The sequence below is a fragment of the Streptomyces sp. NPDC020362 genome (assembly GCF_040642095.1).
Lineage (GTDB): Bacteria > Actinomycetota > Actinomycetes > Streptomycetales > Streptomycetaceae > Streptomyces.
In genome coordinates this window covers 1-12,835 of sequence record NZ_JBFAET010000086.1, presented here as the reverse complement: position 1 = coordinate 12,835, position 12,835 = coordinate 1, and the positions used below count along the sequence as shown (strand labels likewise).

At 73.6% G+C, this 12,835-nt stretch carries 12 protein-coding genes; 5 read left to right on the top strand and 7 right to left on the bottom strand.

What is annotated here, in order from left to right:
* Positions 1–134 precede the first annotated feature (134 nt).
* Both AB0H32_RS26975 and AB0H32_RS26970 read left to right on the top strand, forming a co-directional pair.
* Complete coding sequence (locus AB0H32_RS26975; RefSeq protein WP_361125182.1) at positions 135–1,700, top strand: DUF6519 domain-containing protein; 1,566 nt, start codon at positions 135–137, stop codon at positions 1,698–1,700.
* Positions 1,700–2,596 carry a peptidoglycan-binding protein gene (locus AB0H32_RS26970; protein ID WP_361125180.1) on the top strand — a complete coding sequence of 299 codons (897 nt, stop codon included), beginning with the start codon at positions 1,700–1,702 and terminating at the stop codon, positions 2,594–2,596. Before AB0H32_RS26975 ends, AB0H32_RS26970 begins: the two co-directional genes overlap by 1 nt.
* A gap of 95 nt (positions 2,597–2,691) precedes the next feature.
* On the opposite strand, the gene AB0H32_RS26965 is transcribed toward AB0H32_RS26970, so the two are convergent.
* Positions 2,692–3,093, bottom strand: a complete 402-nt coding sequence (locus AB0H32_RS26965) for a DUF5997 family protein (protein ID WP_361125178.1) — start codon at positions 3,091–3,093, stop codon at positions 2,692–2,694.
* 58 nt (positions 3,094–3,151) lie between these two features.
* Here AB0H32_RS26965 and AB0H32_RS26960 point away from each other — a divergent pair, with 58 nt between their 5' ends.
* Positions 3,152–3,940: a LysR family substrate-binding domain-containing protein gene (locus AB0H32_RS26960; protein WP_361125176.1), complete on the top strand. Its 789-nt coding sequence runs from the start codon at positions 3,152–3,154 to the stop codon at positions 3,938–3,940.
* A gap of 204 nt (positions 3,941–4,144) precedes the next feature.
* On the opposite strand, the gene AB0H32_RS26955 is transcribed toward AB0H32_RS26960, so the two are convergent.
* The 3 genes from AB0H32_RS26955 to AB0H32_RS26945 all read right to left on the bottom strand — a co-directional run bounded on the left by AB0H32_RS26955 (position 4,145) and on the right by AB0H32_RS26945 (position 6,973).
* A complete protein-coding gene (locus AB0H32_RS26955; protein ID WP_361125174.1) occupies positions 4,145–5,647 on the bottom strand; it encodes an MFS transporter in 1,503 nt (500 codons plus the stop codon).
* Positions 5,648–5,780: 133 nt separating this feature from the next.
* Complete coding sequence (locus AB0H32_RS26950) at positions 5,781–6,476, bottom strand: HAD family phosphatase (RefSeq protein ID WP_361125172.1); 696 nt, start codon at positions 6,474–6,476, stop codon at positions 5,781–5,783.
* A 20-nt stretch (positions 6,477–6,496) separates the two neighbouring features.
* A complete protein-coding gene (locus AB0H32_RS26945) occupies positions 6,497–6,973 on the bottom strand; it encodes an Lrp/AsnC family transcriptional regulator (RefSeq protein ID WP_361125170.1) in 477 nt (158 codons plus the stop codon).
* Positions 6,974–7,223: 250 nt separating this feature from the next.
* Here AB0H32_RS26945 and AB0H32_RS26940 point away from each other — a divergent pair, with 250 nt between their 5' ends.
* Both AB0H32_RS26940 and AB0H32_RS26935 read left to right on the top strand, forming a co-directional pair.
* The gene (locus AB0H32_RS26940; protein ID WP_361125168.1) at positions 7,224–8,714 is read left to right on the top strand and encodes an FUSC family protein; all 1,491 of its coding nucleotides are present in this window, start codon (positions 7,224–7,226) and stop codon (positions 8,712–8,714) included.
* 97 nt (positions 8,715–8,811) lie between these two features.
* On the top strand, positions 8,812–9,843 hold the full coding sequence (locus AB0H32_RS26935; RefSeq protein WP_361125166.1) for a lactonase family protein: 1,032 nt from the start codon (positions 8,812–8,814) through the stop codon (positions 9,841–9,843).
* Between the two features lie 82 nt (positions 9,844–9,925).
* Here the strand turns inward: AB0H32_RS26935 and AB0H32_RS26930 are convergent, their stop codons facing one another.
* The 3 genes from AB0H32_RS26930 to AB0H32_RS26920 form a co-directional block, all read right to left on the bottom strand.
* Complete coding sequence (locus AB0H32_RS26930) at positions 9,926–10,849, bottom strand: hypothetical protein (protein WP_361125164.1); 924 nt, start codon at positions 10,847–10,849, stop codon at positions 9,926–9,928.
* Between the two features lie 150 nt (positions 10,850–10,999).
* A complete protein-coding gene (locus AB0H32_RS26925) occupies positions 11,000–11,965 on the bottom strand; it encodes a BadF/BadG/BcrA/BcrD ATPase family protein (protein WP_361125162.1) in 966 nt (321 codons plus the stop codon).
* Positions 11,962–12,639: a uracil-DNA glycosylase gene (locus AB0H32_RS26920; protein WP_361125160.1), complete on the bottom strand. Its 678-nt coding sequence runs from the start codon at positions 12,637–12,639 to the stop codon at positions 11,962–11,964. The genes AB0H32_RS26925 and AB0H32_RS26920 overlap by 4 nt, the downstream gene beginning before the upstream one ends.
* Positions 12,640–12,835 lie beyond the last annotated feature (196 nt).

Here is a 12,835-nt window from a genome sequence, read left to right as displayed (position 1 = left end):
TCTTCGTGACGTGACGGGATCTTCTTCGTGACGTGACGGGATCTTCTTCGTGACGTGACGGGATCTTCTTCGTGACGTGAGCAGCGCCGCCCACCGGACCACCCGCAGACTTCCGAACCAGGGGGACCCCCTTCATGCACGCCGATCTCTCGCGCTCCACCTTCCGCCCTCAGCGGCACTACTCCGCGGTCATCGCCCAGCAGGGCCGCGTCCAGCTGGACGCGGACCTCAACGAGCAGGCCGCCATCCAGCTCCACCAGGCCCGCACCCTCGCCGCCGACCTGATCGGACGGCACGGGGGACCCGGCGGACAACCCGGCCGCGTCCCCGGCTTCCGCATCGAGTACGTGGGCGGCAAGCTCGACATCGACACCCTGTACATCCACGGCGGCCGCTACTACGTCGACGGCATCCTGTGCGACGCCGACCGCCCGGCGCCCGGCATCCCCGTACTGGACGAGGGCGCCGAGGAGCCCCAGCAGACCGCCGGGACGGACGCCTACTGGGACTACTGGAACCAGCCCGACGGCTTCCGCGACCCGGAGAACCCCGCCGACCGGCTTCCCTCGCCCGCCCAGTCGCCCTTCGTCGTCTACCTCAAGGTGTGGGAGCGGGCGGTCTCCGCGGCCGAGGACCCGGCCCTGCGCGAGGTCGCCCTCGGTGCCGCCCTGCCCGACACCGCCGTGCGGGCCAAGGTCGTCTGGCAGGTGCTGCCGCTGTCCCTCACCGCGCTGGACATCGAGGACGGCGAACCGTCCGCGCAGGCCGTCCGGGACGCCTTCGAGAAGTGGGCCACGGCCCAGGCGGCGCCCTCCGCCCGGCTCGCCGCGCGCAGCGAACGGCCCGAGCACGCCGACGAGGACCCCTGCCTGGTCCGGCCCGACGCCCATTACCGGGGCCCGGAGAACCAGCTGTACCGGGTGGAGATCCACGCGGGCGGCGAGGCGAAGGACGCCACCTTCAAGTGGTCACGGGAGAACGGCTCCGTGGTCTTCCCGGTGGACGAACTCGACGGCACCTGGGTGCAGTTGGCCAACCTCGGCTTCGACGGCAAACTCGATCTGGAGGTCGGCGACCACGTCGAGTTCACCGACACGGCCTACGCCTCGCGGCTCGAACCCCTGCCCCTGCTGCGGGTCGAGGAACTGGACCTGCCCGGCCGCCGGGTCCGCCTGTCCGCCGAGCCGGACCCGCACGTCGGACGGCTGCCGCACCTGCACCCCTTCCTGCGCCGCTGGGACCACCACGAGGGGCTCCGGCGCAAAGGCCGTACGGCGGCTCTGAAGGGCGGCGCCGTGCCCGTCACCGAGGGGGAGTGGCTGCCGCTGGAGGACGGTGTCGAGGTCTACTTCGCCAAGGGCGGCGGCTACCGCACCGGCGACCACTGGCTGATCCCGGCCCGCACCTCCACCGGAAGCGTCGAATGGCCGGCCGACGCCGCGCGCCGCCCGCTGCTCCAGTCCCCGGCCGGCATCGACCGGCACTTCGCGCCGCTGGCCCTGGTGCAGGGCGAGGGCAGCACCGTCGACCTGCGGTTCGCCTTCGGCCCGCTCGGCACGGACATCCCCGCGGCCGACCAGGGCGCCCTCGACGCCGAGGCGCTGGCCGCGCGCGAGGAGCAGGCGGCCGAGGCCGACCCCTCCGGCGGCCGTTCGCAGACCACAGCGGCGGCGGAGGCCGCCGTGGAAGGAGACGACTGATGGCTCAGCCGATGAGCGGGCAGAAGCTGCTGGAGGTCCTGCGCGCCGAGGGACTGACCGTCCACGAGGTGCGCGACTGGCGTCACCACAACCGCAACACCAAGGGCCCCTGGGGCCCGGTGAACGGCGTCATGATCCACCACACGGTCACCTCGGGCACCGAGAACTCCGTGAACATCTGCTACAACGGCTACTCCGGTCTGCCGGGCCCCCTGTGCCACGGCGTGATCGACAAGCAGGGCCACGTCCACCTCGTCGGCAACGGCCGTGCCAACCACGCGGGCCTCGGCGACAGCGACGTGCTGCGGGCGGTGGTCAACGAGACGAAGCTGCCGCACGACAACCAGGCCGATGTCGACGGCAACCGGCACTTCTACGGCTTTGAGTGCATCAACCTCGGCGACGGCAAGGACCCCTGGCCCGAGGCGCAGAAGGAGGCCATCGAGAAGGTCTCCGCCGCGATCTGCCGGTACCACGGCTGGTCGGAACGCTCGGTGATCGGACACAAGGAGTGGCAGCCGGGCAAGCAGGACCCGCGCGGCTTCACCATGGACGGAATGCGCAAGCGCATAGCCGACCGGCTCGCCGGCAAGGGCGGCGGCAAGGACCCGGGGGACCCGGATCCCAAGCCCGTGCCCAAGCCGAAGTACGCGCCGTTCCCGGGCAGCGGGTTCTTCCACATCGGACAGAAGTCGCCGCTCGTCACCGCCATGGGCCGCCGGCTGGTCGCCGAGGGCTGCGGGCACTACGAGGAGGGGCCGAGCCCCGAATGGACCGAGGCCGACCGCAGGTCCTACGCCGCCTGGCAGCACAAGCTCGGCTTCAAGGGCAAGGACGCGGACGGCATCCCCGGCAAGACCAGCTGGGACCGGCTGAAGGTGCCGTCGGACGGCTGAACGGGCAGACCGTCGGACGGCTGAACCGGCAGACATCTCGGACGGCTGAACGGGAAGGGTGTCGGAACCGGGAAAGGCGTCTGAGGGGGAGGGCGTCAGCGCCGCTCGGCGCCCTTCTCCTCCTGCTCCTTGTGCAGCTTCTTGATCCGCACCGCTTCCTTGCGGACCTCCGCCTGGGTGGCGCGCTCCTTCTCCAGCCACTCGGGCCGCTCCTGCTTGAGCGCCTCGATCTGCTCGGTGGTCAGCGGCTCGGTGACCCCGCCGCGGGCGAGGCCGGCGATGGACACGCCGAGCTTCGCGGCGACCACCGGACGCGGGTGGGGGCCGTTCGCTCGCAGCTCGCGCAGCCACTCGGGCGGATTGGCCTGCAGCTCGTTCAGCTCGGCGCGCGTGACCACGCCCTCCTGGAACTCGGCAGGGGTGGCGGGGAGGTACACACCCAGCTTCTTCGCCGCGGTCGCGGGCTTCATCGTCTGGGTGCTCTGCTGCGAACTCATGAGGTCAAGGGTATCGGCCGTGTGCCGGACGGCCGACCACGGCCGGTAACCTGGCCTGGTGACAGGCTCGCAGGAAACACCGTCGTTCCGGCTCGCGTACGTCCCCGGAGCGACGCCCGCCAAGTGGGCGCGGATCTGGAACGAGCGTCTGCCCGACGTCCCGCTCACCCTCCTCCAGGTGCCCAGCGGCGAGGCGCCCGGGATGCTGCGCGCGGGCGAGGCCGACGCGGGGCTCGTTCGGCTGCCGGTCGACCGTACGTTCTTCAGCGCGATCCCTCTCTACACCGAGACCACGGTGGTCGTCGTCCCCAAGGACCACCTGATCACCGCGGCGGAGGAGGTGACCCTGGCCGACCTCGCCGACGAGGTGCTCTTCCACCCCCTGGACGACGTCTTCGACTGGGACAGCCCGCCCGGCGAGCCCTCCTTCGAGCGCCCGGCGACGACGCCGGACGCCGTCGAGCTGGTGGCGGCGGGCGTCGGCCTGCTGATCGTGCCGCAGTCCCTGGCCCGCCTGTACCACCGCAGGGACCTCACCTACCGTCCGGTCGTCGACGCCCCCCGGTCGAGCATCGCCCTGTCCTGGCCGGAGGAAGCCACCACCGACCTGGTGGAGGACTTCATCGGAATCGTCCGCGGCCGCACCGTCAACAGCACACGGGGCCGTACGGGGACGAAGGCCGAGGCCGAGCAGAAGCGTCCGGACAAGCAGGGCGGTACCCGCCAGAAGCAGGCGGCCGCGAAGTCGACGGGCGGCAAGCCCGCGGGCCGTACCTCGCGCGGCCGCACCGGCTCGGGGGGCGGCGCCAAGCCGGCGAAGCGGGGGAAGCCGCGCCGGAGGTCATGACCTCTCAGGGACGGTACCGGCGACCGTGACCACTCGGGGACGGCGCCGACGACTGTGTTCCCGCGGGGTCGGCTCCGGCGATCGCGCCCCCTCGCCGGGACGGCGCCGGCGACTGTGACCTCCCGGGGGCGGTGACCGTGACCTCTCAGGGACGGTACCGGCCACCGTGGCCCCGCGGGGACGGTGTCGGCGATCGTGCCCCCGTCAGGATCCCGGCCGGACCGGCTCCTCCGTCCCGCCCTCCTCGGAACCGTGCCGGACCGTCGCCGCGGCGGCCTCCGGCTCCGGATGCACCTGGCGCTCCCGCAGGTCCGCCACCGCCAGCACCAGCGCGATCATGATGATCCCCGCGGCGGTGAGCAGCCCCAGCTGAATCGCCGTGACGGAGCCGCCGTGGTTGGCCTGGTGCGCGAAGTACACCGCGCCCACCACGGCGATCCCGGCCGCCGAGCCGATGCGCTGGCCCGTTTGCAGCACTCCGCCGGCCGCACCGGCACGGCGCACGGGAACACGGGTGAGGGTGAGGGTCGTGTTGGGGGAGACCGTGATGCCCGAGCCGATCCCCCCGATGACCATCGGCAGTGCCGTGGCCCACCCGACGCTCTGCAAGGGCACCAGCTGGACCGCCACGACCGCCCCGAGCAGCCCCACCGCCACCCCGCTCAGACCGATGACGACGAGCTTGCGGCCGTACCGCACCACCAGCCGGCCCCCGATGGCGGCGCCGACCGCCGAGGCGGCCGCGAAGGGCAGGACCGTGAGCCCTGCCGTCAGTGCGCTGTAGCCGACCGTGTTCTGCAGGAACAGCGTGTAGACGAAGAAGACCGTGGTGAAGCCCGCGAAGTAGGTCAGGCTGATCAGGGAGCCGAGCGTGAAGGACCGCAGCGAGAACAGATCCAGGTCGACCAGCGGTGCCCGCCCGCGCCGCCCCTGGAGCCGCTCCCACCCCCAGAACGCGGCCAGCAGCAGCGCGGCCACCGGCATCAGCGCCCACTTCAGCCGCCCGGTCCACTGCTGCTCCTGGACCAGGGGCAGCATGAGCGCGAGCACGGCCGAGCCGAGGAGCAGCACCCCGAACAGGTCGAACTCCTCGCGCCGGCCCGTGGACGCCGGGAAGCGGGGCAGCAGCCGCAGCCCCGCGGCGAGGGTGGCCACCCCGATGGGCAGGTTGACGAAGAACACCCAGCGCCAGCCGTCGTCGGTGCCGACGGCGTCGATCAGCAGACCGCCCGCCAGCGGGCCCACCGCCGTCGAGACCCCGATGACGCTGCCGAGCAGGCCGAAGGCCTTGGCCCGCTCGGCGCCCTGGAACATCTGCTGGATGAGCCCCGAGGTCTGCGGTGCGACCATGCCCGCCGCCGTGCCCTGGATCAGCCGGAACAGCACCAGCCAGGAGGCGCTGGGGGCGAGCCCGCACGCCGCCGAGGCCAGCGTGAACACGGCGAGCCCGAACAGGAAGGCCTGGCGTCGCCCGCGCATGTCGCCGAGCCGGCCGGCCGGGACGAGCGCAAGGCCGAAGGTGAGGGCGTACCCGGACACCACCCATGACTGGGCGGCCTCGGACGCGCCGAGCCCGTGCTCCATCGAGGGGAGCGCCACGTTCACGATCGAGGTGTCGAGCAGCGAGATGAAGCCCGCCGTCAGACAGACCCCGAGCGCCTTCCACCGCCGTACGTCGGGGGTGGGCCGGGCCTGGACTGTGGTCATGGGGTCACGCTAAGCAGCCACCCGCCTCAACGCACGGAATGAGCGCTTCCGCGCGCGTCGTGGCCGGTCAGCCGCCCGGCCGACAGGGAAGGGACGCAGGGGCGTCAACGGGTCCGACGGGTGGGGGAGTTGGTCAGACGGAGGTGGCCGCAGCCATGAGCCAGGCGTACGCCGACTGCGCCGTGAACTCCGTCTGGCCGCCCCGCAGCAGCAGCGCCGCCGTGGCGAACCCGGGCGCGTCCGCCTGGGCGGCGACGTACGGGATCGCGATGCAGCGCATTCCGGCCGCGTGTGCTGCGGCCGCGCCCGGTGCCGCGTCCTCCAGGACCACGCAGTCGGCCGGGTCCGCGCCGAGCCTGCGGGCCGCCTCCAGGAAGACGTCGGGGGCGGGCTTGCCGTGGTCCACCTCGTCGGCCGAGACGGCGGTGCGCAGAAAGGCGTCCAGGCCGGTCCCCGCGAGGATGGCCGCCATGGCCTCGGGGGAGGAGCCGGAGGCCACCGCGAGCGGGACGCCCTCGGCGGCCAGCAGTTCCACGAACTTCCGCATCTCGGGGTACGCGGGCGTGCGGGTGCGGGCCAGCTCCAGATAGCGCCGGTTCGTCACGTCGAGCAGCTCGTCCACGGGGGCGCCGAGGCCGTAGCGCTCCCGCCAGATCCCGACCGTCTCCCGGGTGCTGATCCCGACGTAGCTCTCGTGCTCCGCCCAGGTGAAGTCCGGGACGCCGTGCTCGGCCAGGGCTTGCCGGCTCGCCTCGTAGTAGTTCGGCTCGCTGTCCACCAGCGTTCCGTCGAGATCGAAGATGACCGCAAGAGTGCCGAGCGTGCTCATGCCGTCCAGGATGCCAAGGGTCAGGCGCGGGCTGCCCGCCCGAGTGACTCGACCAGGGGCAGCAGCCGGTGCGGCACGCGCTCGCGCAGGGCCACCTCGGTGCGGGTGCGCACCACGCCCGGCAGGCTGATCAGCTTCTGGATCACGTCCTCCAGATGGGCGTTGTCCCGCCCCACCACCCGGGCGAGCAGATCCCCGCCGCCGGTGATCGAGAACGCCTCCACGATCTCCGGCACGGCGGCCAGCGCGTCCCCGACGTCGTCCAGATGGCCCTGGGTGACCTCGATGTGCACGAACGCGAGCACCGGGTGGCCGAGCGCCGCGGGGGACAGCGAGGGGCCCGTGCCGGTGATCACGCCGTCCCGTTCCATGCGGTCCATACGGGCCTGCAGCGTGCCCCGGGCGACGCCCAGGATGCGGGCGTACTCGCGCACGCTGGTGCGCGGCTGCTCCAGCAGCAGCCGCAGGATGCGGGTGTCGAGCTCGTCCACGGTCATGGCGTACGACTGTACCAATGGCCCAATCGGGCGACGCCCCTGCATGCCACCCGACCTGGGCCATTGGCCTCCGGGCCCTCGTCGGGGCAAAGGAAGCCATGGGCCATTGGCCCAGTGATACGGGCAACACTTGAGCCATCGACCGCTGTGATGCTCTCATGGACACGTCGATGGCGCTGCGGATCCCCGCGGCGCCTTTTGTGTGCAGGTCGTCCAGGTGTTCTCAGGATTCCTCGCGGGAGGGGTAGCAGTGCTGAAGAGGGTGTTCGTGGCGCCGGACCCGGGGCGGGCGCGGCTGCGTTTCGCCGCGCGGGCCGTCCTCGGCATCGGGCTCGCCGTCGTGGTGTGCGGGCTCGCGGGACACTCCCTCCCCGGTGCGGTCACCGGCGGTCTCGCCGCGCTGCTCGCCCTGTTCACCGTCGCCGACGCCACCGTGCGCGGGCAGGCGGTCACGACCGCGCTGCTGCCCGCCGTCGGCCTGCCCGTGCTCGCCGTCGCCGCCGAGCTGCACGACCACCCGGTGGTGCGGGACCTGGCGTTCCTCGCGGTGGTCGGCGCGGGCGTGTACGCCCGACGCTGGGGCCCGCGCGGGCACAGCCTGGGCGTGTTCGCCTTCATGACCTTCTTCGTCGCCCAGTTCCTGCACGCCGCCCCCGGACAGCTCCCGGAGCTGTACGCGGCCGTCCTGCTGTCCGTGATCAGCGCGGCCGTGGTGCGCTTCGGCCTGTGGTGCTACGAGCGTCGGCTGCCCCCGGCCGCCGTACCCGCACCGCCCGCCGGCACCGGGCTCGCCCGCGTGACCACCCGGCAGGCGGTCCAGGCGGTCTCGGGCACGGGGTTCGCGCTGGTCGTGGGCCAGTTGGTGTCCGGACAGCGCTGGTACTGGGCCGTGGGCGCCACCTGGTGGGTCTTCGTCAACACCGCCTCGCGCGGCGAGACGCTGGTGCGCGGCTTCCGGCGGGTCCTCGGCACCGTGATCGGCATCGGCCTCGGCCTGCTCGTCGCCGTCCCCGTGCACGGTGCGCCGGTCCCCACCGCCGTCCTCGTCGCGGTCGCCGTGTTCGGCATCTTCTACACGGCCGCCGTCTCCTACACCTGGATGATGCTCTGGGTGACCCTGCTCGCCGAGCTGCTCTACGGCCTGCTCGGTGTCCTCAGCCCCGGCCTGCTCGCCCTGCGTCTCACCGAGACCGCCGTCGGCGCCCTCGGCGCGGTGCTCGCCGTGCTGTTCGTGCTGCCCGTCACCACCCACGCCGCCACCGACGCCTGGATCCAGCGCGCCCTGCGCTGCGTGCACGACTGCACCGCCGAAGCCGCCGCGCGCCTGGCCGGCTCCACCGGCGCCGACCCTGCGCCGCGCGTGGCCGAGCTGGAGCGGCTGCTCGGCCGGGTCCGGCTCTCGGTCGCCCCGCTGGTCCACCCGCTGAACCCGATGCTCGGACGCAAGCGGCGCGCCCGCCGGGTCCTCGCCCTCCTCGACGACTGCGCCCGCGAGGTCCGCGGGCTGGTCGCCGTTGCCGCGGACCCCGAGGCCTCCCACGACGCCCGGCTCGCCGCCGCCTGCTGGCGGGTGGAGGCCGCGGTCGAGGCGCTCACCGATGGCGGCTCGGACCACGTCCACCTGCCCGGCGAACCCCCGGCCGAACCTGCCCTCGCCCACCTGCACGGACTGGAGCGAGCCCTCGCCGACCTGGCCGAACCCCTGCGGGCCCCGACGGGATCGCCACTGGTGGGAGCCTGACGGCAACCGGCGCACCACGCTCACGTCACCCATTTGGTCTAGACCTTGGGTGATCGGCTGCTACCGTCGGCGTTGGCTCCGACGAGAGGGGACAGCGGTGGCGGCAGACGGCCGGCGGCACAGGGCGTTCATCGGGTCGTTCACGGCGGCGGGCGGCCCCGGACTGGTCGTCGCCGAGGTCCACGAGGGCAGCGGCGCGCTGATCCTCACCGGCGGCCTCGGCACCCTGCCCGACCCCTCCTACCTGGCCCTGTCGCCCGACGGGGCGATGCTCTACGCGGTCGGCGAGACGGCAGACGGCGTCGTCGCGGCGTTCCGTGTCGGCGGCGACAAGCCGGAACCCGCGGGTCCGCCCGTGCGCGTCGACGGCAGCGGACCCACCCACCTCGGCCTGCACGCCGGCCACGTCCTGACCGCCAACTACGGCTCCGGCAGCGTCACCGCCGTGCCGCTGCTCCCGGACGGCACCCTGGCCGCCGCACCCTCGGGAGCGCTCCAGCACACCGGCTCCGGCCCGCACGAGCGGCGCCAGCGCGGCCCGCACCCCCACCAGGTTCAATCCGACCCCAGCGGCCGGTGGGCGCTCAGCGTCGACCTCGGCACGGACTCGGTCCGGGTGTGCACCCTGGAGAGCGGCATCCCCGCCGTGCACCGCGAGATCGCGCTGCGCCCCGGCTCCGGCCCGCGCCACCTGGCCTTCCACCCGGACGGCGAGCACGCCTACGTCGTCAACGAACTCACCCCGACCGTCACCGTCTGCCGCTGGGACGCCGGCGCCGGCTCCCTGAAACCGCTGACCGAGGTTCCGGTCCTGCCGGGCGCCCCGGCCGGCGACGCCCATCCGTCGGGCATCGTCGTCTCGCCCGACGGCCGCTTCGTGTGGACCGCCACCCGCGGCGAGGACGTCCTGTCCGTCTTCGCGGTCCAGGCGGATGCGCTCCGGCTGACCGGCACGGTGCCGTGCGGCGGGCACTGGCCGCGCGCCCTGGCCGGGCACGCCGGCTTCCTCTACTCGGCCAACGAGCGCTCCGGTGACGTGACCTGGTTCGCGGTCGACGACAGGACCGGACTGCCCCGCTACGACGGCTCCGTCCGGGTCGCCGCGGCCTCCTGCGTCGTCTTCGGCTGAGGCGGCCCTCCCGTACGCCACAGGGCCCGCTCCGGTCGGTGGAGCGGGCCCTGTGGCGTTACGGGTGCGGTGCCGTGCCGCGTCAGCGGACGGGGGTGCCCTGCGGCTGCTGCGGGGCGATGCCCAGCGCGGTCGTGTACTTGGCGAGGGCGAGCTTGCCGATCGCCGGGTACGCGCCGAGCGGCTCGGCCGTGGCGCAGCCCGCCTCCTGGGCGGCCGCCGCCAGCAGCCCCGGGTCGATCTCCGGGCCGATCAGGTACGGCGCCAGGGCCAGCTGCTGCGAGCCCGAGGAGCGCAGTTGCTCGGCGACGGAGGTGATCGAGCCCTCCTGGTCCAGGGCGGCCGCCATCACCGGCACGGCCAGGCGCGCGGCGAGCAGCATGCCCGTGATGCCGGCCGCCTGCACGGCCTCCTCGCCGCCCACGGAGGCCAGGATGATGCCGTCCGCGGCGGTGGCCACGGTGAACAGGCGGGCACGGTCGGCGCGGGCCAGGCTCGCCTCGGACAGGCGCACGTGCAGCGCCTCGGCGAGCAGCGGGTGCGGGCCGAGGACATCGGTCAGTTCGGCGGCGACCCGGCTGTCCATCACGGACTGGCGGACGTGGCGCAGCAGGGCGCTGTCCGGGCCGGCCAGCAGCGGGATGACAACGGCGACCGGGCCGTCGGGCTCCTTGACCTCGAGACCGGCGGCGACGGCCTGCTCGTAGCGGGCGGTGCGCTCCTCGGCGGCGCGCGACAGGACCAGCCTGAGACTCGGGAACTCTGCATCGTCCCCGTCCACGTACCCGATCCGGGCGTCCAGGCCGGGCAGCTCGGAGCGGGCGATGCTCACGACCTCCTCGGCGAGGCTGCGCGAGGCGGCGCTGGGCGCACCGGGCACCGCGAGGACGAGCGCGGGCGCGCCCTCGGGGGCCACCAGCGGTTCCGGTCGGCGGTGCCGTCCGGGCTGGCGGGGTCGCGGCATTCGTACTGGCAGGCCGGACGCGGGTCCAGTGGGGGAGCTCATGGCGCCGCATGTTACTGGTTTCCTGGGCTCCTCTGTTCGGGGAGGGTGCAGGTGAGCGGTTTCCGTCCGCTTTTGTCTGATGAGTTACGTCCCTTTGGCACATGTTCCGGGCACGTGCCGGACACATGGTCCGCGAAAGGGGCAATCCCCTTATGTGATGACCACGTAGAGCATATGCGGTTCATCCGGAAGAGTGAGTTGCTCCTTCGCCAGCCCGGTCGCGATCCGTACACAGCCGTGCAGCGGGTCCCCCTCGGCCGGAACCTGCCGTGCGTGCGGCAGCAGCCGTGCCAACTCCTCGCGCAGGGGAACGAGGAGCGGGTCGCCCATCCGGAAGAGGCCGCCGGTGAGCGCCACTTCGGGCTCTCCGGCCGACGGGCACACGGCCGCGGCGGACTCGGCCATGTTCCGGGCCGCCGCGCGCAGGATCCCGGCGGCGACCGGGTCGTGCGGGGCGCAGACGGCCACCTGCGGTGCGAAGGAGGCCAGCATCGCGGGGCGATCGGTCCGGGGGTAGAGCAGGCCGGGCAGGCCCGGCACCGGACCGAACTGCTCCGCGGCGCACGCCAGCAGCGCGGCGGAGCCGCCGTCCCGGCCGTCGTGGGCGCGCAGTGCCGCCTCCAGCCCGGCCCGCCCGATCCAGGCGCCGCCGCCGCAGTCGCCCAGCAGATGGCCCCAGCCGTCCGCCCGCCGCCACCCGGTCAGGTCGGTGCCGATCGCGATCAGACCGGTGCCCGCGGCGACCACGGCGCCCGGACGCGGTCCGAGGGCGCCGACATAGGCCGTGACCGCGTCGGCGGCCAGCGCGACGGTCCGCACGCCCAGCTCCCGGGCGAGCGCGCCCGGCAGTTCGGCGCGCAGGGCGTCACCCAGGCTGGCGAACCCGGCGGCCCCGACGACCGCCGTGCCCAGCTCGTCCACCCCGGCCTCGGCCGTCAACGCACGTGCCAAGGGCACGAGTTGGGCCATCAGGTGGCCGGGATCGATCCCCCGCTCGCCGGAGCGCACCGGCTCCGCCGACTCCCCCCTGGCCGACGGCGGCCGCCCCGGAACACCGACGGCGACCCGGAGGCCGGAGCCCCCGGAGTCCACGGCCAGGTAGCCGGGGAGGGTCACGGCAGGCGCCAGTCCACCGGCTGTCCGCCCTGCTGGATCAGCAGTTCGTTGGCCTGGCTGAACGGGCGCGAGCCGAAGAAGCCGCGGTCGGCCGACATCGGCGAGGGATGCGCGGACTCCACCGCCGGCAGATTTCCCAGCAGCGGCCGCAGATTGCGGGCGTCCCGGCCCCACAGGACGGACACCAGTGGCTTGCCGCGGGCGGCCAGGGCCCGGATCGCCTGCTCGGTGACCTCCTCCCAGCCCTTGCCGCGATGGGCGGCCGGGCTGCGTGGTGCCGTGGTCAGCGCCCTGTTGAGCAGCAGGACACCCTGCTGCGTCCACGGGGTGAGGTCGCCGGTGGACGGCTGGGGCAGTCCCAGGTCGGTGTTCAGCTCCCGGAAGATGTTGATCAGGCTCGGCGGCAGCGGGCGCACCTCGGGCGCGACCGAGAACGACAGGCCGACCGCGTGTCCCGGAGTCGGATACGGGTCCTGACCGACGATCAGGACGCGCACCTCGTCGAAGGGCTGCTGGAAGGCGCGCAGGACGTTCGGCCCCGCGGGGAGGTAGGTGCGTCCCGCGGCGATCTCCGTGCGCAGGAAGTCGCCCATCGCGGCGATCCGTCCGGCGACGGGTTCGAGGGCCTTCGCCCAGCCCGGTTCGACGATTTCATGCAAGGGTCGTGGTGCCACGGGCGTCACCCTACTGCCGTACACCGGTCGGCGATCAAGCTGCGACCGGCCTCCGACCGAGGTTGACCGGACCACCCCCTCGGATGACCGCTGCCGCCCGCGCCGCCCCAGTCCCCAGGGCGGGCCCCGGGCTTACCCGGGGGCCCGCCCCGCGAGACCGGCTCCCCGGGGCGGCGGCGAGAGACGGGCAGCGGGG